Annotated in this window: 25 protein-coding genes and 6 pseudogenes; 21 read left to right on the top strand and 10 right to left on the bottom strand. The window is 61.1% G+C overall.

What is annotated here, in order from left to right; genetic code table 11:
• Nucleotides 1-5 precede the first annotated feature (5 nt).
• The 4 genes from WMC41_RS30570 to WMC41_RS30585 are packed head-to-tail and all read left to right on the top strand — an operon-like array spanning nucleotide 6 to nucleotide 3,424.
• The gene (locus WMC41_RS30570) at nucleotides 6-1,199 is read left to right on the top strand and encodes a COG1470 family protein (protein ID WP_432349887.1); all 1,194 of its coding nucleotides are present in this window, start codon (nucleotides 6-8) and stop codon (nucleotides 1,197-1,199) included.
• Nucleotides 1,196-2,134 (top strand): ABC transporter ATP-binding protein, encoded by a 939-nt coding sequence (locus WMC41_RS30575; protein WP_432349888.1) that lies wholly within the window; start codon nucleotides 1,196-1,198, stop codon nucleotides 2,132-2,134. The genes WMC41_RS30570 and WMC41_RS30575 overlap by 4 nt, the downstream gene beginning before the upstream one ends.
• Complete coding sequence (locus WMC41_RS30580; RefSeq protein ID WP_432349889.1) at nucleotides 2,124-3,077, top strand: ABC transporter permease subunit; 954 nt, start codon at nucleotides 2,124-2,126, stop codon at nucleotides 3,075-3,077. The genes WMC41_RS30575 and WMC41_RS30580 overlap by 11 nt, the downstream gene beginning before the upstream one ends.
• A complete protein-coding gene (locus tag WMC41_RS30585; RefSeq protein WP_432349890.1) occupies nucleotides 3,074-3,424 on the top strand; it encodes a DUF982 domain-containing protein in 351 nt (116 codons plus the stop codon). The genes WMC41_RS30580 and WMC41_RS30585 overlap by 4 nt, the downstream gene beginning before the upstream one ends.
• A 172-nt stretch (nucleotides 3,425-3,596) precedes the next feature.
• Here WMC41_RS30585 and groL read toward each other — a convergent pair whose 3' ends face one another.
• Both groL and groES read right to left on the bottom strand, forming a co-directional pair.
• A complete protein-coding gene (gene groL / locus WMC41_RS30590) occupies nucleotides 3,597-5,225 on the bottom strand; it encodes a chaperonin GroEL (RefSeq protein ID WP_432349891.1) in 1,629 nt (542 codons plus the stop codon).
• A 46-nt stretch (nucleotides 5,226-5,271) separates the two neighbouring features.
• Entirely contained in the window at nucleotides 5,272-5,586 is a 315-nt protein-coding gene (gene groES / locus WMC41_RS30595) for a co-chaperone GroES (protein ID WP_432349892.1), read from the bottom strand.
• A 284-nt stretch (nucleotides 5,587-5,870) separates the two neighbouring features.
• On the opposite strand from groES, the gene WMC41_RS30600 reads away from it, so the two are divergent.
• A complete protein-coding gene (locus WMC41_RS30600) occupies nucleotides 5,871-6,143 on the top strand; it encodes an usg protein (RefSeq protein WP_432349893.1) in 273 nt (90 codons plus the stop codon).
• Between the two features lie 79 nt (nucleotides 6,144-6,222).
• Here the strand turns inward: WMC41_RS30600 and WMC41_RS30605 are convergent.
• Nucleotides 6,223-6,348 (bottom strand): annotated as a pseudogene (locus WMC41_RS30605) (transposase); the annotation flags it as partial.
• Between the two features lie 63 nt (nucleotides 6,349-6,411).
• On the opposite strand from WMC41_RS30605, the pseudogene WMC41_RS30610 reads away from it, so the two are divergent.
• From WMC41_RS30610 to WMC41_RS30650, 9 genes and pseudogenes are all read left to right on the top strand, one after another.
• A pseudogene (locus WMC41_RS30610) lies at nucleotides 6,412-6,637 on the top strand (transposase); the annotation flags it as partial.
• 700 nt (nucleotides 6,638-7,337) lie between these two features.
• Nucleotides 7,338-7,589, top strand: coding sequence for a hypothetical protein (locus WMC41_RS30615; protein ID WP_432349894.1), 252 nt, complete (start codon nucleotides 7,338-7,340; stop codon nucleotides 7,587-7,589).
• A 133-nt stretch (nucleotides 7,590-7,722) separates the two neighbouring features.
• The gene (locus WMC41_RS30620) at nucleotides 7,723-8,376 is read left to right on the top strand and encodes an SOS response-associated peptidase (RefSeq protein WP_432349895.1); all 654 of its coding nucleotides are present in this window, start codon (nucleotides 7,723-7,725) and stop codon (nucleotides 8,374-8,376) included.
• 34 nt (nucleotides 8,377-8,410) lie between these two features.
• Nucleotides 8,411-8,677, top strand: a complete 267-nt coding sequence (locus WMC41_RS30625) for a hypothetical protein (protein ID WP_432349896.1) — start codon at nucleotides 8,411-8,413, stop codon at nucleotides 8,675-8,677.
• Between the two features lie 478 nt (nucleotides 8,678-9,155).
• Nucleotides 9,156-9,353 carry a hypothetical protein gene (locus WMC41_RS30630; RefSeq protein ID WP_432349897.1) on the top strand — a complete coding sequence of 66 codons (198 nt, stop codon included), beginning with the start codon at nucleotides 9,156-9,158 and terminating at the stop codon, nucleotides 9,351-9,353.
• A 286-nt stretch (nucleotides 9,354-9,639) separates the two neighbouring features.
• Nucleotides 9,640-10,014 carry an IS66-like element accessory protein TnpA gene (tnpA, locus tag WMC41_RS30635; protein WP_277920734.1) on the top strand — a complete coding sequence of 125 codons (375 nt, stop codon included), beginning with the start codon at nucleotides 9,640-9,642 and terminating at the stop codon, nucleotides 10,012-10,014.
• A complete protein-coding gene (gene tnpB / locus WMC41_RS30640; protein WP_277920735.1) occupies nucleotides 10,011-10,358 on the top strand; it encodes an IS66 family insertion sequence element accessory protein TnpB in 348 nt (115 codons plus the stop codon). Before tnpA (WMC41_RS30635) ends, tnpB (WMC41_RS30640) begins: the two co-directional genes overlap by 4 nt.
• Before the next feature lie 63 nt (nucleotides 10,359-10,421).
• Nucleotides 10,422-12,047 carry an IS66 family transposase gene (gene tnpC, locus WMC41_RS30645; protein WP_432343892.1) on the top strand — a complete coding sequence of 542 codons (1,626 nt, stop codon included), beginning with the start codon at nucleotides 10,422-10,424 and terminating at the stop codon, nucleotides 12,045-12,047.
• Nucleotides 12,047-12,343: a hypothetical protein gene (locus WMC41_RS30650; protein WP_277920737.1), complete on the top strand. Its 297-nt coding sequence runs from the start codon at nucleotides 12,047-12,049 to the stop codon at nucleotides 12,341-12,343. The genes tnpC (WMC41_RS30645) and WMC41_RS30650 overlap by 1 nt, the downstream gene beginning before the upstream one ends.
• Nucleotides 12,344-12,379: 36 nt before the next feature.
• On the opposite strand, the gene WMC41_RS30655 is transcribed toward WMC41_RS30650, so the two are convergent.
• On the bottom strand, nucleotides 12,380-12,688 hold the full coding sequence (locus WMC41_RS30655) for a hypothetical protein (protein WP_432349898.1): 309 nt from the start codon (nucleotides 12,686-12,688) through the stop codon (nucleotides 12,380-12,382).
• Between the two features lie 549 nt (nucleotides 12,689-13,237).
• Here WMC41_RS30655 and WMC41_RS30660 point away from each other — a divergent pair.
• From WMC41_RS30660 to WMC41_RS30675, 4 genes and pseudogenes are all read left to right on the top strand, one after another.
• Nucleotides 13,238-13,516: a type II toxin-antitoxin system RelE/ParE family toxin gene (locus WMC41_RS30660; RefSeq protein ID WP_432349899.1), complete on the top strand. Its 279-nt coding sequence runs from the start codon at nucleotides 13,238-13,240 to the stop codon at nucleotides 13,514-13,516.
• A gap of 28 nt (nucleotides 13,517-13,544) precedes the next feature.
• Nucleotides 13,545-13,853, top strand: coding sequence for a HigA family addiction module antitoxin (locus WMC41_RS30665; protein ID WP_432350211.1), 309 nt, complete (start codon nucleotides 13,545-13,547; stop codon nucleotides 13,851-13,853).
• Nucleotides 13,854-13,945: 92 nt separating this feature from the next.
• Nucleotides 13,946-14,398: a hypothetical protein gene (locus tag WMC41_RS30670; protein ID WP_432349900.1), complete on the top strand. Its 453-nt coding sequence runs from the start codon at nucleotides 13,946-13,948 to the stop codon at nucleotides 14,396-14,398.
• A 791-nt stretch (nucleotides 14,399-15,189) separates the two neighbouring features.
• Nucleotides 15,190-15,351 (top strand): annotated as a pseudogene (locus tag WMC41_RS30675) (IS256 family transposase); the annotation flags it as partial.
• A gap of 115 nt (nucleotides 15,352-15,466) precedes the next feature.
• Here WMC41_RS30675 and WMC41_RS30680 read toward each other — a convergent pair.
• Together WMC41_RS30680 and WMC41_RS30685 are read right to left on the bottom strand one after the other, a co-directional pair.
• Entirely contained in the window at nucleotides 15,467-16,015 is a 549-nt protein-coding gene (locus WMC41_RS30680) for a YecA family protein (protein WP_432349901.1), read from the bottom strand.
• Nucleotides 16,012-16,155: pseudogene (locus tag WMC41_RS30685) on the bottom strand (transposase domain-containing protein); the annotation flags it as partial. The gene WMC41_RS30680 and the pseudogene WMC41_RS30685, both read right to left, overlap by 4 nt.
• A gap of 124 nt (nucleotides 16,156-16,279) precedes the next feature.
• Between WMC41_RS30685 and WMC41_RS30690 the strand changes: the two are divergent.
• From WMC41_RS30690 to WMC41_RS30700, 3 genes are read left to right on the top strand one after another with little or no spacing between them, the layout of a single operon-like run.
• Entirely contained in the window at nucleotides 16,280-17,521 is a 1,242-nt protein-coding gene (locus WMC41_RS30690) for a site-specific integrase (RefSeq protein WP_432344158.1), read from the top strand.
• Entirely contained in the window at nucleotides 17,518-18,441 is a 924-nt protein-coding gene (locus WMC41_RS30695; RefSeq protein ID WP_432344161.1) for a tyrosine-type recombinase/integrase, read from the top strand. Before WMC41_RS30690 ends, WMC41_RS30695 begins: the two co-directional genes overlap by 4 nt.
• Nucleotides 18,438-19,439, top strand: coding sequence for a tyrosine-type recombinase/integrase (locus WMC41_RS30700; protein ID WP_432344164.1), 1,002 nt, complete (start codon nucleotides 18,438-18,440; stop codon nucleotides 19,437-19,439). Before WMC41_RS30695 ends, WMC41_RS30700 begins: the two co-directional genes overlap by 4 nt.
• Nucleotides 19,440-19,579: 140 nt before the next feature.
• Here WMC41_RS30700 and tnpC (WMC41_RS30705) read toward each other — a convergent pair.
• From tnpC (WMC41_RS30705) to WMC41_RS30720, 4 genes and pseudogenes are all read right to left on the bottom strand, one after another.
• Nucleotides 19,580-20,977: pseudogene (tnpC, locus tag WMC41_RS30705) on the bottom strand (IS66 family transposase); the annotation flags it as partial.
• Nucleotides 20,978-21,025: 48 nt separating this feature from the next.
• Nucleotides 21,026-21,349: an IS66 family insertion sequence element accessory protein TnpB gene (gene tnpB / locus WMC41_RS30710; protein ID WP_432349902.1), complete on the bottom strand. Its 324-nt coding sequence runs from the start codon at nucleotides 21,347-21,349 to the stop codon at nucleotides 21,026-21,028.
• Nucleotides 21,350-21,375: 26 nt separating this feature from the next.
• A pseudogene (gene tnpA, locus WMC41_RS30715) lies at nucleotides 21,376-21,846 on the bottom strand (IS66-like element accessory protein TnpA).
• A 453-nt stretch (nucleotides 21,847-22,299) separates the two neighbouring features.
• A complete protein-coding gene (locus WMC41_RS30720) occupies nucleotides 22,300-23,070 on the bottom strand; it encodes a hypothetical protein (RefSeq protein ID WP_432349903.1) in 771 nt (256 codons plus the stop codon).
• Between the last annotated feature and the right edge of the window lie 5 nt (nucleotides 23,071-23,075).

A 23,075-nucleotide genomic window follows, 5' to 3' on the forward strand; every position in this document is an offset into this window, starting at 1 on the left:
TATGAATGAGAACAATCACTCGAACGATCATGGCCGCCGGGCTGGCCGCGACGCTTCTGGCGCCCTTGCCATTGATGGCCCAGGAGTCCACCACTCCGGTAGATGACCTGAAAGGGCTCTGGCTGACCACCGCCTATCCGGAACTTGCGATCCGGCCCGGCGAGACGGAAACCATCCCGCTCACCCTGCGCAACGAGAAGCTGCCGCCGCAGCGCGCGGCGATCGAGGTCACCGGCGTGCCAGAGGGCTGGACATGGGCGCTGAAGGGCGGCGGCAAGGCGGTGACGGCCGCCATCGTCGCGCCGGATTCCACCGAGCGCCTGTCGCTGGAACTGACGCCGCCGGAGGGCGCGTCGGCCGATGGAGACCACGCGATCGAGGTTCACGCCCGCACGGGAGCGGAGACGATCGCGCTGCCGCTGGTCGTGCGGCTCTCTAAGGACGAGGAGGCCGCCGCGGGCCTCTCGCTCGAACCGGAACTGCCGGCGCTGCGCGGCACGGCACGCTCCACCTTCTCCTTCAAGATCAAGGTGAAGAACGAGGGTGCCGAGGACGGGCTGTTCAACCTCGCGGCCAATGTGCCGAACGGTTTCCAGACCCGCTTCAAGAAGGGCTACGGTTCCGAGGAGATCACCGGCGTGCCCATCGCGGCCGGCGCGACCGAGACGGTCACCATGGAGGTGATCCCCTCGCGCGGCGTGCCCGCCAGCCGGTATCCCGTCGGCTTCGAAGTCAGTGGCGAGGGGCAGTCCGCCGCGACGGAGCTGAGCCTCGAGGTAACGGGCGAGCCTGCCGTGCGTATCGTCGGCCCGCAGGAGCGCCTGTCGGGCGAGGCGGTTGCCGGCAAGGAATCGAGCTTCACCTTCACGCTCGCCAATACCGGCAGCGCGCCGGCCACCGACCTCGAACTGTCGGCGACCCCGCCCACCGGCTGGACCGTCGAATTCGAGCCTAAGGAGATCGCCACGCTCGCGCCGAACGCCACCGGCGAGGTCAATGTCAGGATTACGCCATCCGAACAGGCGATTGCCGGCGACTACATGGTGTCGGTCCATGCCGCCGGCGGCCCCGTGTCGGAGGATATGCAGTTCCGCGTCACCGTGCGCACCTCGACGCTCTGGGGCGCGGCCGGCCTCGGTGTCATCGCCGCCGCCGCGCTGGTGCTGGGCGGCGCCGTCATGAGGTATGGCCGGCGATGAGCACGATCGTTCTGGAAGCGAAGGGACTGGTGAAGCGCTACGGCGGCCGGACCGTCATCGACGGCATCGACCTGTCGGTCGCAGAGGGCGAGGTGATCGGCCTGCTGGGGCCGAACGGGGCCGGCAAGACCACCACGATCCTGATGTTGCTCGGCCTCACGGAGGCGAGCGAAGGCAGTGTGCGCATCCTCGGCAAGGATCCGCTGCGAGAGCCGCTGGAGGTCAAGCGCGCGGTCGGCTACCTGCCGGATGCCGTCGGTTTCTACGACAGCATGACGGGCCGGGAGAACCTTGCCTATACGGCGCGGCTCGCCGGCCTGCCGCGCGATCTCGCCCGAGAAAGGATTGCGGCCGCGCTGGAAAAGGTGCGGCTGACGGAAGCGGCCGACCGGCCCGTCGCCACCTATTCGCGCGGTATGCGCCAGCGGCTCGGTATCGCTGAACTCCTGATGCGCGATTGCAAGGTGGTGATCCTCGACGAGCCGACCTCAGGCCTCGATCCGCAATCGACGCAGGACCTGCTCGACCTGATCGCGGCGTTGTCGCGGGACGGCATGACCGTCCTCCTGTCCTCGCACATGCTCGACGTGGTGCAGTCGATCTGCCACCGCGTCGCGCTCTTCAGCCGGGGGCGGATCGGCTTCTTCGGCACCGTCGAGGAACTGGCGGCGCGGATCGGCCGCGGATCACTCGTCATCGATGTCGAGGCCGAAGGCGTCGATCTGGCGCGGGTGGCGGGTGCCGCTGACGGCGTCACCGCCGTCACGCCGGGCGAGAACGGCCACTGGCAGGTCGAGGCGACGCGGGACGTGCGTCCCGATCTCGCCCGTTTCGTCGTCGAGGCCGGCGGGTCGCTGAAAAACCTCGACCTGCGCCGCGCCCGCCTCGACCAGGCTTATAACCGTTATTTCAGGGAGGTCGCCGATGCGGCGTGAAGGATCTCCGTTCAAGGGTGTCGGCGCCATCGCGCTGAAGGAGGCCGCCGACCACATGACCAGCGCGCGCATGCACCTCGTCATGCTTCTGGTGCTGCTTACCGCCGTCGGCGCGGTCTACGGCGCGATCGACCGTATCCGCATGACCACGGCGGAGGATGCCTATCTGTTCCTGAAGCTGTTCACTGTGGCGCGCGAGCCGCTGCCGTCCTTCGCCGTCTTCCTCGGCTTCCTGCTGCCGCTGGTAGCGATCGCGCTCGGCTTCGATGCGGTCAACGGCGAATTCAACCGCCGCACGATGAGTCGGCTTCTGGCGCAGCCGATTTATCGCGATGCCGTGCTGTTCGGGAAATTCCTCGGCGGATTGCTGGTCATCGCCATCGCGCTCTTGACCCTATGGCTATTGATGGTCGGGCTCGGCATGCTGTTCCTCGGCCTGCCGCCTTCCGGCGCCGACATCGTGCGCAGCGTGGTGTGGCTGGCGGCAACGCTCGCCTATGCCGGGGTGTGGCTGGCGCTCGCCATCGCGTTCTCGACGGTGATCCGCTCGCCGGCCACCTCGGCGCTGGCCGCCCTCTCGGCCTGGCTCGTCTTCACCGTCTTCTGGGGCATGATCGCGCCGCTCGTCGCGGGCGTGATCGCTCCGGTCGATCCCCTAGACCCGATGACAATGCTCAGCCAGTTCGAGTGGCGGCAGGCGATCGCGCGGCTCTCGCCGCAGACGCTCTACGGCGAGGTGATGGCGCTGCTGCTCGATCCGGCCGCCCGCTCCGTCGGCCCGCTCTTCATGCACCAGCTCCAGGGCGCGGTGATCGGCGCACCGCTGCCGACCCTGCAAAGCCTGCTGATCGTCTGGCCGCAGCTTTCCGGGCTGGTTGCGGCGATGCTCGTGCTGTTCACACTCGCCTATGTCGTGTTCCAGCGGCAGGAGGTGCGTGCATGATCCGGATCGTTTCTCGAAGAGAGGAGGAAAGGGAGAGAAAAATGAAACGCTTCGACAAACCTGTTACCCTGCTGATCGGCCTCGGCTTCCCGGCTCGCATCGAAAGCGTGCCGGAAGCCTATGCCCTGCTCCAGGATTGGCCTCATGCCGGCCGCAACGCCAGCTTCGCGGTGGCGTTTAATGTCTGCAAGGCCGGAATCGCGGGCGAGGTCGAACCCGATATCGTCGCCGCCGCGCTCGCTGAATTCGGCCGGCGCAACGATGTCCTGATAGACGATCCCGTACCGCAGCCGATTGATCACGGCCCATCCCGCATGCCGATGCGGCCGTCGCCGGTTTTCGGATAAAGGCAGGGAAAGCACCGCTTGACGGACGAGGGGCAGCCGGGCGCTGCCCCTTTTCTCATACAGTTTTGAAAGGATGCCGAATGGGAAGCGGCTCGCCTTGAAAGGCTTCCTCTCCCAACGAAAAGGCCCGCCCCGTGAAGGGCGGGCCGGATGATCGAAGGAGCCGGATCGCTTAGAAGTCCATGCCCGGGCCGGCCGGCATGGCGGGAGCGGCTTCCTTCTTCGGCTTCTCGGCGATCATCGCCTCGGTCGTCACCAGCAGGCCGGCGACGGAGGCGGCGTCCTGGAGCGCGGTTCGTACAACCTTGACCGGGTCGATCACGCCCTGCGCATAGAGATCGCCGTATTCGCCGGTCTGCGCATTCCAGCCATAGGAGAACTCGGCCTTCTCACGCAGCTTGCCGACAATGATGGAGCCTTCCGCTCCCGCATTTTCGGCAATCTGGCGCACCGGCGCCTCGATGGCGCGGCGCACGATGTCGATGCCGACGCGCTGGTCGTCGTTCTCGGTCTTGAGCCCGTCGAGCGCCTTGACGGCACGCAGCAGCGCCACACCGCCGCCCGGCAGGATACCTTCCTCGACAGCCGCGCGGGTCGCATGCAGGGCATCGTCGACGCGGTCCTTCTTCTCCTTCACCTCGACTTCCGTCGAGCCGCCGACGCGGATGACGGCGACGCCGCCGGCGAGCTTGGCCAGACGCTCCTGGAGCTTCTCACGGTCGTAGTCCGAGGTGGTTTCCTCGATCTGCGCGCGGATCTGGGTGACGCGGCCGTCGATCTCCGACTTCGAGCCGGCGCCATCGATGATGGTGGTGTTCTCCTTCTCGATGGCGACCTTCTTGGCCCGCCCGAGCATGTTGAGCGTGACGTTCTCCAGCTTGACGCCGAGATCCTCCGAGACGACCGTGCCGCCCGTCAGGATGGCGATGTCCTCCAGCATCGCCTTGCGGCGATCGCCGAAGCCCGGTGCCTTGACGGCGGCAATCTTCAGGCCACCCCTGAGCTTGTTGACGACGAGCGTCGCCAGCGCCTCGCCCTCAACGTCCTCGGCCACGATCAGCAGCGGCTTGCCGGACTGCACCACGGCTTCGAGAACCGGGAGCATGGACTGGAGGTTGGAGAGCTTCTTCTCGTGGATGAGGATATAGGGGTCTTCGAGCTCGACCCGCATCTTCTCGGCATTGGTCACGAAATAGGGCGAGAGATAGCCGCGGTCGAACTGCATGCCTTCGACGACTTCGAGCTCGGTCTCGGCCGTTTTGGCCTCCTCGACCGTGATGACGCCCTCGTTGCCCACCTTCTCCATCGCCTCGGCGAGATAGCGGCCGATCTCGGCGTCACCATTGGCCGAGATGGTGCCGACCTGGGCGATCTCGGAATTGTTGGAGATCTTGCGGGCATTGCCCTTCAGTTCCTTGACAACGGCGTCGACGGCAAGGTCGATGCCGCGCTTGAGGTCCATCGGGTTCATGCCGGAGGCGACGGCCTTGGCGCCTTCCTTGACGATGGCCTGGGCGAGCACGGTCGCCGTGGTGGTGCCGTCGCCGGCGAGATCGTTGGTCTTCGAGGCGACTTCGCGCAGCATCTGCGCGCCCATGTTCTCGAACTTGTCCTCAAGCTCGATCTCCTTGGCGACGGAAACGCCGTCCTTGGTGATGCGCGGCGCGCCGAAGGACTTGTCGATGACGACGTTGCGGCCCTTGGGACCGAGCGTTACCTTCACCGCATTGGCGAGGACATCGACGCCGCGCAGCATCTTGTCGCGGGCTTCGGTGTTGAATTTGACTTCTTTCGCAGCCATGGTTCACTCCTTCTTAGGCAGCGGTTTATGACTGAAGACGGACGCGTCAGGCGGCCTGCTTCTGCGTGGCCTGGGCCTCGACCACGCCCATGACGTCGGATTCCTTCATGATCAGGTAGTCCTCGCCATCGATCTTGATCTCCGTGCCGGACCACTTGCCGAAGAGGATACGGTCGCCGACCTTGACGTCGAGCGCCACGACCTGGCCCTGCTCGTTGCGCGCGCCGGGGCCGGTAGCGACGACTTCGCCCTCCTGCGGCTTTTCCTTTGCGGTGTCGGGAATGATGATGCCGCCCTTGGTCTTCTCTTCGGACTCAAGACGGCGAACAACGATGCGATCATGCAGCGGTCGGAACTTCATGTTTTCCTCCATGGACAAACAAGATGTTTTGCTACCCCCTTCGTCCGGACCGGATGACCAGTCCGGAACGGGGTGCCGGACCTTCTCCAAAGCGTCCGGCGGCAGATGATCTGGTTTGCCGGATTTTCGATTTCAAGAGGGCGGCACAGAAAAATCAGCACTCGCGTCACGCGGTTGCTAACACGCTGTAAAGGAACAATAAACCGACGCGCTGCGTTCGATTTTCCGTTGATGGTCGCGCAAAATTCGATCATCCTCGCTCTATCCTGAATCGGAGATGAAGCATGCGATTTCCATCGGACCTGGAACGCCAATTGAACGGCTACGGCCTTACCACCGCCCATATTCTTTACCGCATTCCCGACTTCGAATCCGTCCTGCAGACCTATGTCTGGCAGAACTACGACCTCGCGCCCGATTTTCCGGAGATGCACAGGTTCCTAGATTTCTGGCAGAGCAAGCTGGACGGGCCGCTGCATTCCGTCCGCTATACTCACCGGCTCCTGATCGGCCCTAACGAATGGCGGCGCGTCGATGGAGAATTCAAGCTACATTGACCCCAGCTTCAGCCCGAGCCTCACTGTGGTGCAACTGTTGGTATCGTCTAGAGATGCTCAAAGCACTGAAGTTATGTAGTTGGATGTCGTGCCGACGCGCGACGATGCTCACCGTCGCGTTCGGCTCATAGGTTTCCTGGATAATGGCCAGTTTCTCTGCCGTGCTCCAGCGCCGCCGCCGTTCAGGCCCGGAAAGGACCAGCATCTTAGAGGCTGCCTCAAAAGGAGGTGGGTGATTTTAAGAGGTTATGATTCCTTCTGATTTGCGATATCCGATGGAGTTCACAATGGCCTAGAGCGAAATCACCCGTCGCGCCATGCCCGGCGAACTGGACGCTATGCAAGCGATATGACGGATCGGGATGGGTTCTGGTACAGCCCTTCTACCGCGCCGCCTGGGTCGTCCCGCCCCACGGATTTGAGCGAGGTCGTCAATGCCCTTGCTCTACATCGCCACGACCGGCTGCCAGTGGAGGACGCTGCCTAAGGGTTTTTAGTCCCCTGCCTCTACCAGTTTCGCCACGCCCGCGCGTCCCCGCTTTCAACGCGCAAAAAAAAGTGAGGGAGCGTTTTGAGGGCATTCCTTCGCGTTTTGCAGGACGTGTTCGTCTACCGTTCTTCCACCTCAGCACCCGAATCAATTTCTCTGCCCGGGAGTCGTTGAGTCCTTTGTCTTCCCGCATCATCTATCCCAAGGTCGGAACGTGAACACATAGAGAGATGGGAACGCCGCCCTTCGGAAGAGGATGCCGCATGCCTGACAACAGTGAATACACCTCCACCGCGAGATGGGGAGGGATGCTTGACCTCAATCACCACCTGACGGTGTATTGCGATCCGTGCGGCCGCTCCGTCGAGATTGATTTGGCGCGGTTCCCAACAGACGAGAAAGCGGTTGGACGGGTCTTTCGACGTTCTCAGTGTGGAGCAAAGGGGCACTGCATTGTATCAGCTGCGGCTCCGGCGTACCTCGTCTGGTGAATGATTTCTACGTGCCGCCTGGCATAGGGCCCAGCCCAAAGCCTATCCGCAAGCGGCGAAGAAGGCGGTGACAGCATGTCGAGACACACCTACAGCGACGACATGGCTACAGACGATCGCCCGACACCCACCCGCATACACTTGAGGAGCAAGCCGAGCGGCAGGCCTTGCCGGGCTGGGCACCCCGCCCTATCCTCCCTCGCGGAGGGTGCCATGCCGATTTTGGGGCCAAAGCATAGCTCGGAACATCCCGATCGCCTGACTCATTGCGAGGAGGCTTTAGAGGCCGAATTGAACCAGTTCATCGACCGAGCAATCTGCGCGGGATGGAGCGAGGACGAAATCTGCACAGCGCTGACATCTCTCGCCGATCATCGCGTGCTTTCCCTGCTGGCCAACGCCGACCTGAGGCGGCGAATTGCAAGCGTCGAAACTGGTGGCATTGTTCTTCGAAGGACGCCCTGATGCCCTACTACCTCACTCCCTACCTCTTGGTGCTCGTGCTTGTGGCGTGCGCAGTCATTGTCTTTGGTCCAACGTTGGTGCGATATTTCTTCTTCTCGATTTGAGGTGTTTCATGTGCGGAAGATTCACGCAAATGCTGTCATGGCGGGAACTTGTTTCGCTCTACCGCCTGACCGACAAATATGTGATCCGCAACACCGAGGCGCGCTACAACATCGCTCCGACCCAGACCGTACCGTTTGTCCGTCTGGACGTCGAGGGCAACCAAGTGGTTGACGATGGTCGCTGGTGGCTGGTCCCCCACTGGGCGAAGGAGATGCCAAAGGCTGCCATGTTCAACGCCCGGATCGAGACCGTCGATAGCTCTCCGGCATTTCGGGACGCATTCAAGATGCGCCGCTGCCTCATCCCTGCAGATGGCTTCTACGAGTGGACCAAGGCTGATGATGGCGGCAAGGACCCATGGTTTATCCAGATGCCAGGCGAGAAGCCTTTCGCCTTTGCCGGACTGTGGGCGCATAACACCCGGATGGGGGCACCGATCACGAGTTGCACGATCATAACCGCTCCCTCGATCGCGCCCATCAGCCAGATCCACCACCGGATGCCCGTCATCTTAGACCCCGAAGTTTTCGACGGCTGGCTTAACCCGGGCACCCCGGTCGAAAACCTCAAGGGCATCCTTGGACATCATCTCAACGGACAGATGCAGATGAACCGCGTCAGCCGCGACATCAACAGTTCGAGGTTTACCGACAGGCCGGCTCCAGTCGTCAACTCTCTGTAGCTGCCCGCGAAGCGAAGACCTAGAGGAGTCGAAAGTGAGCGACTACCCAGATCTGGCGGAGGCGTTTCGGCGAGCGCCCGTCATCTTTCTTGCCTCTGCCGCTCCCCGCGACGGGACGCCGATCGCCGCCAGAAACGCCGAGGGCGACGTCCAGATGATCAGATGGAGGACGGGTGTCGACATCGATGAGGTGGGCGACGAGCCATATTGGGCCACCTACCGGACGGACGAGCCGTTTGAAATCGTTGAGTGGATTCCATCGCCGATTAGCATCGATGAGATCCTCACGATCTACGAATAATGACGGGTGGCGGGATGCTTGCACTGTCCGCGATTGCGATCATATCGGCGGCACTCGCGTGGCGCTCTCCATCGATTTGGTCTGGGCTCGCCGCAACGGTGCTCAACGGGGTGGTGGCGTGGTATCTCCTTCGCGTATACTTGGCTCGCTAAAGGCACCTTCGCCTTCGTGAAGGAAACCAATCCATGAGCGACGAGCGACGAAAGACAATCATGATCTCCACCCGGACCTGGACGCGGAGTTATTCTGGCGGCTACGCAGGGCTGCCCGGAAGATGGCTGTGGACGGAAAGGACATGACGAAAATGCTGGAAGGCCTGCGCAGGATCCATGATCGAACTGCCGCCCCCGCTAATGATGATAGCACCGACAAAGCAGATAACTAAGTCTGCCATTCTAATTTTCCACCCGTGATATCCGATAATTGACTCTCACAGGCAGGTACCGCAACGTAAAGCTATCGGAAGCGGGGAACTTCCATGCCTAATCGCAGCAAGCGCGAAGCTCAATTGAGATTAGACATGGGAATGGCACGCGTGCTGCTGAACCAGGGAAAAGACAGCCACGAAATGCTTGAAGCCTTCCGGGACCATCACGCGATCGTCGAAGAACTCGAACAGTCACCGGGCGCCCAGGACGACGCTTCAGAGGTTCCGAAAGCTGCCGACATGTCGTGAGAGCGCCCGGCTCGGGCTTCTTCCTTGACATCCGCAAGGCGATCCTTGTGAAGGTTCCCGAAGATGGGCCACTTCGTCGCCTGCTCCCTATCGATGCGCTCAATCCCGGCCGTGTTTCTGGCGATGTCCGGTTCGACCTCTTGGATATAGGCTCATCGATCCGAACCGCTGCCATGTTGCTTCGACGGTAACCGCCCGATTGTCACCGCCTGCCCGATAGCGGCCTGATTGGCTAAGACACGTCATTAGCGACGTCGTTAATGACGTGTCTTGGGCGAGGTAAGGAATGCGTGTGGAAATTCTCGGCAAGGAGCGGCGGCGGCGCTGGAGTGACGAGACGAAGCTGGAAGTTGTGATGTCAGTTGGTCTCGACGGGGCGACGGTGAGTGAGGTTGCCTGTCGGCACGACGTGATGCGGCAGCAAATTTACGCCTGGCGGCATGAGCTGAAGAAGAAAGGCCTGTTGCCGCCGACTGCCGATACAGTGTTTCTTCCCGTCGACATATCCGTCATGCCTGGTGCGGCGCTCGCGCGCGAGGAGGCGGAGCGTGCATCCGCAATGATCGAATTGCGGTTGAACCATGGGCGCAGCCTTCGCTTCGACAGCGGCGTGGATGGGACGGTCCTGACCCACCTCATCCGGGCGGTTGAAGCGGCATGATCGGGCCTGGGACAGGTGTTCGTGTTTATCTCGCCTGCGGTGTCACGGACATGCGAAAGGGCATTGAGGGCCTTGCTGCCTTGACGCAGGATGTGCTGCGCCAGAAGCCGACGGGAGGTGCTGTCTTTGCGTTCCGGGGGCGTCGTGGTGACCGTTTGAAACTTCTTTATTTTGATGGCCAAGGCTTCTGCCTCTATTACAAGGTCTTGCAGAAGGGGCGGTTTCCGTGGCCATCCGCCGCTGATGGGACGGCGCGGCTGACATCGGCGCAAATGGCGATGTTGTGGGAGGGCATTGACTGGCGGCGGCCGGACTGGGGCGCCCCTCCGGCCCGTGTTTGTTGATTTTATCTCACTGAATTTACATGTTTTTATGGATATTGAACCTGACCTGTGGTAGTCAGGTTCATGTCGAATGCGAGCCAAAATCTTCCCGATGATCCGGCCTTCCTGAAGGCGATGATCGCCGCGCTTGAGGCGCAAAACGCGAAGATGTCGGCGACCTTGCAGGCGCATGATCAGTTGATCCAGTCCCTGCGGCTGCGCATCGCCAGGCTGAAGAAGCATGGCTTCGGCAAATCGTCGGAAAAGATCGAACGGGAAATCCAGCAGTTGGAACTGGCGCTGGAGGACCTGATGATTGCCGCCTCGGAAAGCAGCAGCGAGCCTCTCACCGAGATCGAGGAAGCGGCGCCTGCCGCGTCTGAGGCAATCATGCCGGAAAAGACCATGCGCCGCCGTCCGCGCGTGTCGGACAAGGCCGTTCGCGAGCGCAGGGAACTCGATCCCGGCGCGCACTGCCCCGCTTGCGGTGGCGAATTGCGGCTTGTCGGTGAAGACGTCAGCGAAATCCTTGACATGATCGCCGCGCAGATGAAGGTCATCGAGATTGCCCGGCTGAAGAAGTCCTGCCGCTGCTGCGAGAAGATGGTGCAGTTGCCCGCGCCCAGCCGCCCCATCCCGGGCAGCATGGCGGGCGCTGGACTGCTCGCCTACATCCTGGTCTCGAAGTTCGACGACCACCTGCCGCTCTATCGCCTGAACGAAATCTTTGCCCGCATGGGCGTTGATATCCCTGACAGCACGTTGGTCGATTGGTGTGGCCGCGCCATGCGGGTGCTCCTGCCACTGATCGAGTTGATCGAGGCGGCGATCATGAGCAGTGATCTTCTCCACGCCGACGACACGCCGATCCGGGTTCTGGATCGCTCTCTGCGCGACAAGGGGCTGGGGAAAGGGGTGAAGAAGGGCAGGCTCTGGACTTATGTCCGGGACCAACGCCCATGGGCGGGCGCAGCTCCGCCCGGTGCGGTCTATTATTTTGCTCCCGACTGGAAGGAAGAGCACGTTCACCGTCACCTCAGCCAAGCGAGCGGCATCCTTCAGGCCGATGGCTACAAGGGCTACGCGAAGTTATATGGGGCCGGACCGGACGGGACACGCCGCTTCCGGGAGGCTTCATGCTGGGCGCATTGGCGGCGCGACTTCCACGATATCTGGGCCTCGAACAAATCCGAGATTGCCCGCGAGGCGCTCGACCGTATCGGTGCGCTTTACGACATCGAGCGCGAGGTTGCAGGCAAGTCTGCCGATATCCGTCTTGCCGCGCGCCAGAAGCACAGTAAGGCAAAGGTCGAAGCATTGCGCGTCTGGGCTGAAGCGCAACTGACCCGCATCCCCGGCAAGAGCGATCTGGCCGGCGCTTTCCGCTACGGCTTGAGCAGGTGGTCCTCATTCTGCCTGTTCCTGGAAGATGGCCGTGTCGCAATCGATAACAACGCCGCCGAGCGGGCGTTGCGTCCTGTCGGCGTTGGAAGACGAAACTGGCTCTTCGCGGGTGCCGACACTGGAGCAGAGACCCTGGCGCGGGCCATGACGATTATCGAAACTGCCAAGATGAATGGCCTCGATCCGCAGGCCTATCTGGCTGACGTGCTCGACCGCATTCAGGATCACAAGATCAATCGCCTCGCCGAACTGCTCCCCTGGAACTGGAAGCCGACAGCGGCGATCATCTGCGCCGAGGCCGCCTGATGGCAACGGTCAGATTCGTCTTCACCATCGACTATGTCGCCGAAATCCTCGAAGAGGACGTCGACCTCCTCCGGGAGATCATCAGCAATGATGACAACCTGACCTATGGCAATATCATCAGCGTCGTGACCGGTGACGACGAGAGTACGTCAGCTTTGACAGACGATGGCGTTGACGAACTCAGGCAGATGCTCAGCGACGCGCGTAGGTCTGCGGAAACATGGCAAGAGTTCCTCGATTGCTTCGTCCTCGACGAAGAGATCGCCGCACGCGTCAAGACATATTCCCCGCGGTAGCAATCGGGCCGTTACCTTCGACGGGCTTCAATGAGGTCATTTCGACCTCCATTCCGCGAGGATTTGCTCACCGGTCTTCGCGAGGAAGAGAGAGCCGATGTTAGCGCCGGCCCAGTCGTTCAGCGGAGCCGGGAGAGCGGCGATGGTCCAGTCCTGCGCATAAGCGCTCGCGCACAACAGAACGGAATAGAGGCACACCGAGCCGAACCAAAGGCCAAGCGGGGCGATGAAGAAGATCGGGAACCACCATCCCCTCCCCGTCAGAACTGCCGCCTGAGCGTTGACGTAGGTCAGGACGGCCTCCGTCTTGATCCGCTGGCGTTCGGTCTCGTTGTCCACGGACATATCAATCGCATCCAGGATGCGTGACAGCGTACCCCCCGGTCAGCCTGCCAAGAACCTTCGTGAGAATGCTCACGTCGCCCACCGCATCATCTTGGCGACGGCATAGGCCATTTCGACGGCAAGAGAGATGCCGCACCCCACTAGGATCAGGATGTCGGGATCGGTGCCAATCTTGTTGGCGATACCTGCATCGAGAATTCCCGTAGTGACTAGCGCGGGCCGCGCGGTAGCGAAGCAGGCTTCTAGCGACAACCAAGGTCATGGCGATTTCCTTCGGGAGATGAAAGCGGACAGGCCGGAGCGCTCGGCGGTGATCGCCTCAGAGGGCTTATTCCATCGGATGTGTTGGTTTCTGAATGCTTTGTGGTGATCGCCAAACCTGCGGTCAGGGCCGCTGCGTCGCCTAAGCGGCTAGGTGCCGTCGCGCACGGAGGCGACGGGAGCGAGATAGGCCGAGAATACCGCTGCGGGGATGGCGCCGGAAACGTGCGTGTAAATATTTCGCTTACACGATCTTGACAATGTGTATGCTAATGGCTTACATAAGCCATGATCAAGTCGTTCAAGAACAAGGCACTGGCTGACCTCTTCGAAGCCGGAAAAGCCGGCAAGATCGACGCCAAGCTTCATAAGCGCATTCTTGTCCGGCTCGACCGCCTGGAGCAGTCAGAGCGCCTGGACGACATGAACCTTCCCGGCTTTGACTTCCATGCTCTCATAGGCTTCGACCCCACGCGCTACACGGCCCATGGAAATGGACCGTGGTACATTACCTTCGAATTCGACGGGAAGGATGCCGCCCGCGTCGATTTCGAACCGTACTATTGAGGCGGCCCAGATCGAGGGAATGACGACCATGCCCATTAGAGAAACGACGAGGCCTATCGCTAGGTGCCCTTCCCACCCTGGGGCTTTGCTGGACGACATTATCCCGGCGACGGGAAAGACCAAGGTGGAAATCGCAGAGCTGCTCGGCATCTCGCGCCAGCAGCTCTACGACATCCTGCGCGAGAAGAAACCTGTTTCCCCCAATGTTGCCGCTCGCCTCGGCAAGATGTTTGGCGACGGGCCGGCTATCTGGCTACGAATGCAGGCCGCGTATGACGCTTGGCATGCTGAGCGCGACGTTGACGTCTCCTCCATTCCGACGTTGCGAGCGGCATGATGCACGCGGCGCACTCAACATCTCCGAAGATACCCGGGCGGCGAGAGCCCGCGCCGGGCAATTGCAAAGATCGCCATCACAACGAAGTACCGATGCCGTCGAAGCCAATCCTGATTCATCGCCTGACGCCAGCACAGATCGACCTCATCGATCGCTTGTCAGCATGCGACAGCATCACCATGGACGTCCTCGCCTATCCAGAGCTGGTCGCGCACCAAGAACTGGAGAAACTCGGTTATTCTGAGATGCGCCTCGAACCGCGAAAGAAGATCAAGATCGTTATCACGGACCAAGGCCGCCAAGTGCGCGAGGCCGGCTACATCTCAAAAAAGCCTGTTGTCCGGCTTACAGAACGGCAGGTCGCCGCCTTACACTTCCTCGCAATGCGCCCAAGACAGTACAACGATATCCCCGCGCAGATGAAAGACGTCGTGCGCCGCTTGCAACTGCGCGGCTGGGCTGAAGTCGGAGTGGATGCACAGGGGCGGTTCTGGACCGTGTTGACGGCTGATGGATGGATGCTCCTGAGTCTTCTGAGCTATTAAGCGCCTGTGCGGCGCCGGGCCGATACCGCCCCAAAATTGTTCGCGAAGCCATACCAGTTTTGCCGAACCCGGCCTTCACACATTGCCGGTCTTCGTTTTCTATCGTTACGGGCTATGAAGGCCCTCCTGGTGGCATGAGCCAATATGCCACGTCATTTGCCCCGCTCCGGCGGGGCTTTTTTCGCATGGAACATTAATCGCGCGCGTCGGTTTGAAGAGCGCCTCCGTGCTGGTCCGCTCGCGGAGCGCAGGAGGGGCGGGCCCTTTCGTGCTCACCGAGGCTCGCCCCTCTCCTTCAAGCGCCGGCGGGCCCGTAGACGCCGCCGCCGAACATAGCGTCGGCTTCAGTTGCTGCCCACATTGACGCAACCAAAGGTGCAGGAGTACATTTGGATGCCGCGTGCCCCCAACATGTCACGCTGGTCGAGAGACCCGGTTAAGTGCCCATATCACTTGGCCGGGTCTTTTGCTTTTGTGGCAGAGTAAGCGGAACAATTTTCGAGGCCGCGCGTATTGGTGACGCTCTCGGCACCGCCAGGTACCCCCCCCCCCCCGGTCGAGAGCACGCCGGGACCTGGTGAATTGGGGCTCCACTGGGTCCCGGCCCCTCTTTGAGACTTCGCGGGGCAATCGATTTGGTAGCGTCCGCGCAGATGGTGTCATTTGGGAGGCACATTGAGGTGGAAACGGCGGTAGAGAATGGGCTGCCGTATTCGTTGAGCGCAAGGTGGGCACTGGGCCTGTTGGAGAAGGTGGAGTTGCAAGACTTCAACCAGCCGAAAGGGACCCCGATCACCGTCGACAGATTAGCTCTTTGCGATCTTGCCGCGAAGAGCGGCGACAGCGATTTCCTGCGCATGATTGGCGAAAGCGTGCTGCAACTGATCATGGAGGCCGATGTTGACGGCCTAATCGGCGCTGGCCGCTATGAACGTGGCGACGGCCGGCAGACATAGCGCAACGGCTACCGCGACCGCTCGCTCGACACCCGGCTCGGCACGCTGAACCGTAAGCGCGATGAACACGCCACCTTGCACATAGGCTGGGTTCATGCCGCTGACCGCGTTGTTATCGGGCCTTTCTTGTGATGGCGTGCAACTGCAGGACTGCGGATGAGATGTGGTGATGGGCCGTCGCCCTTATTTTGCGCCGCTCCTGAGGAGAAAGCCGGATGAGGAGCTTGGCGAGCTGCGGATTGACGGCCATGATGGGGGCGATCACCGGCTTTGGCGTGGCAAGGAGGATCGGCGCCCACGCTTCGCCGCCCAGACTGAGGCCAAGGGAAAATCCGATCGCCCAGGGACCGACGATGGTCTCGCCCTTGTGGTTCATGAAGATCGGAAAGTAGTGCCCGGGCGCGTCGCGCAGCAGGCTTTCGACTTCGTCGTGGCGGTTCAGCACGGTATTGACGAGCCGCTCCTCGATCGAGCCTGGCCTGGTTTGCGGTATTGAGCCGCCGAATACGTGCGGCAACCAGGTATGTGCAGGGATCTTCACCGGGCCGGCCACGACGGCCGCAATCAGCCCATCGATGGCGCTCACGCCGACATAGTCGTTGTGCCCATCGCCGCGAAGGTACTCATCGAGCTCGTCATAGGAAACGGCAGGCCGGGTCATGCGGCTTGACCGACCTGATCGGCTTTCCACTTCCAAGGCAGCAGCGTATCGAGCTGGTTGATCGTCGTGCGGCCAGATACGATCCGTTCGAGAACATCGGCAAGCCAGGTGTATGGATCCAGCCCATTCAATTTGGCCGATTATGCCGACCGGCGAACTATGCCGATTAAGCAAACTTTTGCCAACGTTTTCTGTAACATAGCGGTAACCCCAGCGGCATAGCTTAGGGTCTCTCCGTCGTAATTGACGCGAAGGAGAGGACATATGATCGCAAGTGACTATTTGAAGCGCAGCGCACTGTATCGGAAGCTGGTCCACGGTCCATATCGGGAGTTTGCGCGCGTTTACGCCACCAAGATGTCAAACGAAGGTTTGGGTCGGCACTGCACGCGGCGCTCGCTGAGCCTGTTTCGAGACCTGATGGACTGGTATGTTGGCAATGGACATCATCCGCAGGATTTAAGCGAAGCTCATGTCGATCGTTTTCTTGAGCATCGTTTCGAACACTGGAGCCCTGACACGGGCGACCGATCAGCGCTCCGACGCTTACTCTCCGCGCTACGGGAAGAGCGCTTAATACCAACTGCCCTCCCGGTTGAGCGTACAGAGCACGAGCAGATTATCGATGTATTCGCGGTATATTTGTCGAATGAGAGAGGACTCGCTGCCTCGACGGTGGAAAGCCACAAGCTGCTGTCATATCGATTTCTGCGGGAGGTCTGTCCTGCCGGCGCAGACGGGTTTGAAGCGCTCACCCCGGAGATTGTCATCGGGTATGTCGAACGACATGCGCTCGATGGCTCCGCCGACAGCGGCAAGGCAATGTGCGGAGTCGTGCGTGCCTTTCTGCGTTACTTGCATCTGAAGGGCTTCATTTCGACGGCGTTGGCCGATTGCGTGCCGTCCATCCGCCGCTGGCGACTTGCCGGCCTTCCAACATTCCTACCGCCAGAGAAGGTCCAGAAGGTTCTTGATGCCTGTGATCGGACGACGGCAATGGGTCATCGGGACTATGCGGTTCTGATGATCCTTGCCAAGCTCGGTTTGCGCGCCAGCGAAGTTGCCACCCTCAATCTCGATGATATCGACTGGCAGTGCGGCACGATCCTCGTACATGGAAAGGGGCGACGGCAAGCGACTATGCCGCTACGTCATGACGTCGGAACAGCTATCGTCGCTTATATCCGGCATGGGCGGCCCGCTTCGGCATGTCGGCGAGTTTTCTTGCGAACTCTTGCGCCGCACGTGGGTTTTGCGTCCGGCTGCGCCATCACGATGATCGCGAAGCAGGCACTCGAACGGGCAGGCATTGACGGCTATGCGCATCACGGTGCCCATCTTTTCCGCCACAGCCTCGCGACCGACCTTTTGCGGTCAGGCGCCAGCTTTGCCGAGATCGGCCAACTGCTCCGCCATCGAAGCATCGACAGTACAAGGATCTATGCCAAGCTCGATATCGAGAAGCTGCGTGAACTGAGCCTGCCCTGGCCGGGAGGTGCCCAATGAGCCGGCTTCGCACCGCGCTTGAGCGCTACGTCGGCATGCGCCAAGGGCTGGGATACAAATATGACGGTCCGGCAAAACGATTGTCGGAGTTCGTCGCTTTCATGGAAGCCCGCGGCGCCGAGACCATCACGACAGACCTTGCAATGGAGTGGGTCACCTCAATGGGCCGGCAGCCGAGTTGGTCCGTCCGCCTGGTTGACGTGCGCTGCTTTGCCCAGCACCTGGCTCATTTCGATCCTCTGACGGAAGTACTACCAAGCGACGCTGTACCGCCGGCACGGCGCACAAAGCCCTACATCTATAGTGAAGTCGAGATTCAGGCGCTTCTGGCAGCAGCACTGTCGCTGCCGCCGGCCGGCGCCCTTCGGCGATGGACATATAACTGCCTGTTCGGATTGATAGCGGTGACCGGGCTGCGCCATTCCGAAGCGCTCGGCCTGCTCCGGACCGACGTTGATCTCGACCAGGGCATCCTCACCATTCGAGAGACTAAGTTTGGTAAGTCACGGCTAGTGCCGCTACATGCCACGACAATCGCCATCCTTTCAGACTATGCCGCCCGACGCGATGCACACCTTGGTACGCCGCGCAGTCCCTATTTCTTCGTCGCCGAACAGGGCGGCAGATTGCTGCATCAATACGTGCACCGCGTGTTCTGGCGATTATCCCGGCAAATCGGATTACGGCAGGAGGGGAATCGCAATGGCCCACGGATTCATGATCTTCGTCACCGTTTCGCCGTCCAGACCCTGATCAACTGGCATCGGGCTGGCGAAGATGTGGAACGCGAACTGCCGGTTCTCTCGACCTTTCTCGGCCATACCAATGTTCGCGACACCTACTGGTACCTGTCCGCCGCGCCGGAACTGATGAACCATGCGGTCCGGCGATTGGATAAGCGTTGGGAGGCTCGGTCATGAGACGCACGAACGACTTGGCCGTGCTGATCGAGCGGTGGTTCACAGATCGGCTTATGAAGCATCGAGGTGTAAGTTCTAACACCATCGCCTCCTATCGCGACACCTTCAGGCTCCTGTTTGCGTTCGCACAGACGCGCCTTGGGAGATCCCCATCCCAGTTGACGCTGCGGGATTTGGACGCTCCCTTCATCGGCGCATTCCTGGAGGACCTTGAGACGAAGAGATCCGCCTCAGTGAGGACCCGGAATCTCCGCCTCACAGCCATCCGATCCTTCTTCCGGTATGCAGCGTTCGAGGAGCCCACACATAGCGCCCATATTCAGCGTGTGCTCGCGATCCCCAGCAAGCGATGTGACAAGCGGCAGCTTCAGTTTCTAACCAGGCCCGAGATTGAAGCGATCCTGGACTGCACGGATCGAAGCACGTGGCTGGGACGCCGCGATTACACTCTGCTATTGTTGGCCGCGCAAACCGGATTGCGGGTCTCGGAGATTGTCGACCTGGACCGAGACTCCGTAATGCTCGGCCAGGGCGCGCATGTGCGATGCGTTGGCAAGGGCCGCAAAGAGCGATGTACGCCGCTCACAAAGGTTGCACGGCAAGCCCTTCGTCACTGGCTCAACGAGCCCAGAAAGCGAAGCGCAACGGCGCTCTTTCCGAACATGCACGGTGGCAAGCTCAGCGCTGACGGCGTGCAGGCACTGCTGAACAAATATGTCGCCAAAGCACGTGAGCACTGCATCTCCCTTCGCTCAAAGCGGGTCTCGCCCCATGTCTTGCGGCACTCCGCCGCCATGGAGTTGCTACAGGCTGGCGTCGACTGCTCGGTTATTGCCCTGTGGCTGGGCCATGAAGCGATGGAAACAACCCTGACCTATCTTCATGCACATCTTGAACTGAAGGAATCTGCACTCGCAAAGCTGAAGCCGTACGAACGCGCTAAGGCCGAGCGATTTCGACCAAACGACCGGCTTCTGGAATTCCTGAACGCCCTCTGAGCATGAGAACTATGCCGAGTGTCAACCACCGGCATCCGGCCGAACCTGCCGGGAACGCGCCATGGACCGTTCCTATCAGAAGAGGCATTCGGCATAGTTCGCCGGTCGGCATAAACCTGCTTATGCCGCGCGCGGCATAAGGCCGTGTTGATCAACGAGGCCAGGACCGCGAAGGTCTCGCCGCCCTGGACATTGCCGACGAACATCGAATTCTTTCTCGTCAGGGCAACGGACTTCATCGAACGCCCGACGATGTTGGAGTCGGCCTCTATCGTTCCGTCGTCGAGGAAAGCGTTCAGGCCTGTCCAATGAGTGAGCGTGTAGTTGATGGCCTTGGAGAGGGCAGACTGCGTTGAGATGTCGTCCTTCAGTGCGAGCAGGCGCACCTTCAACTGGCGCATGACGGGAGCGGAGCGCAGCTGGCGGGCATTCTGACGATCCGCGGCGCTTTGCCCCCTGATCTCCTGTTCGATTTGGTAGATCTCGGCGAGGATCGATACAATCTCCAGCGCCTCCGGCGATCCGGTCAGCTTGACCACATCGACGAATTTACGCCGGGCATGGGCCATGCAGAATGCCAGCCTCAAGGGTCTGGAATTGCTTTTGCCGCGATGTCTGGCAAGCGTCTTGTAGGCGGTATATCCGTCCACCTGAAGCACGCCGTTGAAGGATACCAATTGGCGCTCCGCCTCACGGGCGCTACGGCTCTCTGAGAAGATGTAGCCGACCGCGGGCGGAGCCGGTCCTTTCCAGGGGCGATCGTCCACCGCCTGCGCCCAGAGCTGACAGACTTTCGTTCGCTTTCGCCCCGGATCGAGCCGCGGCAATCGGGTCTCGTCGGAAAAAACTCTTGGCTGCGAACGAATGAAGGTCAGCAGTTGCTCGTAGAGTGGCTTGAGCCACCAGGCGACGCGCGTGACCCAGATGCCGAGCGTTCCACGATCGAGGGTTATCCCATGGCCTGCGAAGATCTGGGTCTGCCGGTAGAGCGGCAGGTGCCACGCGAACTTCGAGACGACTATATGGGCCGCCAATGCCGTCGTCGCCATGCCACCATCCATGAAGCGCGCCGGCGCGGGAGCCTGAACGACGCCAGTCTCGCATGCCCGGCAGGCATAGCGAGGGCGAATGGTGCGTTTGACGCGCAAGATGGCCGGAACAACATCGAGTGCCTCGCTCGTCGTCTCTCCAATGCGGTGAAGCGTGCCGGAGCAACAGGCGCACACACGGCTTTCCGGCTCGATGACGACATCGTGGCGTGGCAGGTGCCTGGGAAGAAAGCCGATGTTGCGGGCTGCGGATTGCCGGCCACGCGCACTCTGCCGGGCACCGTCAGGCTGATCGTCGTTGGCGGCGACCGGAACAGCCGAGAGGTCGCCAAGATCGAGACCGGCTTGTGCGGGGTCGATTGTCGAAAGCACCTCTGATCTTGCGCCATGGATCAGCCGCTTCAGAGAGGCAACTTCCGCCCTCAGATCGAGGACCATCCGACTCAGTTGCTCGACATCTTGCGGGAGCTGAACGTGACGAAGAGATATACCGAAAGCTACCATACCGGCATGAATCTGCAAGCAAATACAATGAGATCAAGCCACTTTCGTCGGGCGCTTCACGGGCTTTTGCCGGACCTGCGTCCAGTCCAGACCCGCAACAAGCAGACCGAACTGTTCGGGGGACAGGTGAAGAGCGCCATCCTTGACAGGCGGGAAAGTGAACTTCCCGCTTTCCAACCACTTCGTCGCCAGGATCATCCCTGACCCGTCCCAATAAATGCAGCGCAATCGGTCGCGCCGCTTGGCCCGGAAAACAAAAATGTCGCCGCAATAGGGATCGGCCGAAAGAGCAGACGCCACCAATGCGATGAGGCCGTTCATCCCGCGCCGGAAGTCGACCGGCTGGGTCGCCACCATGATCCTTAGCCCCCTCGTAGGACCGATCACCGCCGACCCCGTAGCGCCGTCACCACCGCATGCGCCAGGTCGGGAGCGACATTGCCGATCATGACCATCCGCCCGCCGCCAAGCTCGATCTCGATCCGGCCGGCGGCGGCCTCGGTGGTATCTGCTTCATCAGCTTGCCGCTCATTCTGATGATCGGCGATCCTGATCGGAACGAAAGCGGGGTGTTCCACCGCGGCAACGTCAGAAGCCGGACCAATCTACCCTGCCGCCCGCCGCCATGTGTTCAAAAGCCCGCGATTGACGCCAAAGCGCCGCGCAATGGCCGAGATGTTCGCATCCGGCTCCGCGCTCTCGGCAAGCATCCGCGCTTTCTCTTCATCTGTCCAATTCCGTCGGCGAACAGGCCCCGTAATCACCTCGACCCGCCGATACTGCCCTTCGTGCCTGACATCAAACATGGCTTCAAGCCTGGTACCTGCCACAGCACCATCGTTCTGCTCGTCCATTCGAAACCGCCTCCCAAATCAGCGTGCAGAATCTCAAGCCGAAATCACGCCATTAAAAGGTGGGATGTTCTTCGCGCTCACGCTGAACCTGAAGATACCGAAGATGCGGTAGGGAGCCTACATTGCCGGCTTCCTGGAGCCCAGGAACAAACAGCAGGACCGGATCGGCTGTTTCCCTCAATGTCTGTAGCCATTCCTTGTCGGCCTCAACCACACTTGGATGCGCAAGCACCCGGGCTGCGGGTGGGACGGGCGGATGCTACCGTTTGATCACACGGGCGCCGATCCGTGTCTTCTCCTGAAGCTTGAATGAAGGCTGGAAGAGATTGCCGTAAAGGCGCACCGCAGCATAGAGCCGATCAAGGGCAGCCGTCGCTTCTACACCGACAAACCGGCCATAGCCCACCGCACGATGGCGCCGTTCTTCTGTTCCACATGCGCTTGGTCGTTCTTTCAATAGGCGCGTGAGCGGGTCACCTCCAGCGCCTCGCTGCGGCACCGCGAGACGACGAACTCGTTCATGAAGGCGCAGTCGGTGTCGAAGTCCACACCCAGCAGAGGGAAGGGAAAGCGCAAGCGAGCTGCCTTGATCGCCACGATCACATTGCCGCTGTCGCGTGTTCGGACTGGAACGCATTCGGTCCAGCCCGTGGCAATATCGGTCAGCACCATCGTCTGTACGAAGCTTCCCGACGAGGAGGTGCTCGAGTGGGCCACAAAGTCGACCTCGACATAGCCGGGCGGCGGATCGTTCCAATCTCCGAAGGTACGCACCGGCACTGACCGACGGACCACCGAACTCATTCCTGCCCGACGCCGTTGTCCGCCGCGAACCACAACACGGACCTCCGTCAAAAGCCGATCCATCGTTGCAGGGCTCATCGTCAGCAGCTTGCCGCGGAGCCCGTCATCGATCTCCAACCGGCCATGCCGCTCGAGCGCCGGCAACAAAACAGGTATCAGCGGCCGCAACCGGCTGGAGCACAGCCGCTCCGACGCCTCCCACAATACAATGAGTGCCTCCCGGACATCTGCGCCATAGCGAAGGCTGTGTCTCCTGTCGCAGGGCGTCTTCAGTTCGCGGTGGCACAGCACCCGGATTGCGTGCTTGCAATGATAGCCCGTCACCGCAACAAACTCATCCAGGATACGACGTTTGTCACTCCGACCCCCTGATCGATACCGCTCGACAATTGCCTGGACCAATTCCGCCCGTGTCGCCATGCTGA

The organism is Shinella yambaruensis (genome assembly GCF_050859155.1).
GTDB lineage: Bacteria > Pseudomonadota > Alphaproteobacteria > Rhizobiales > Rhizobiaceae > Shinella > Shinella yambaruensis.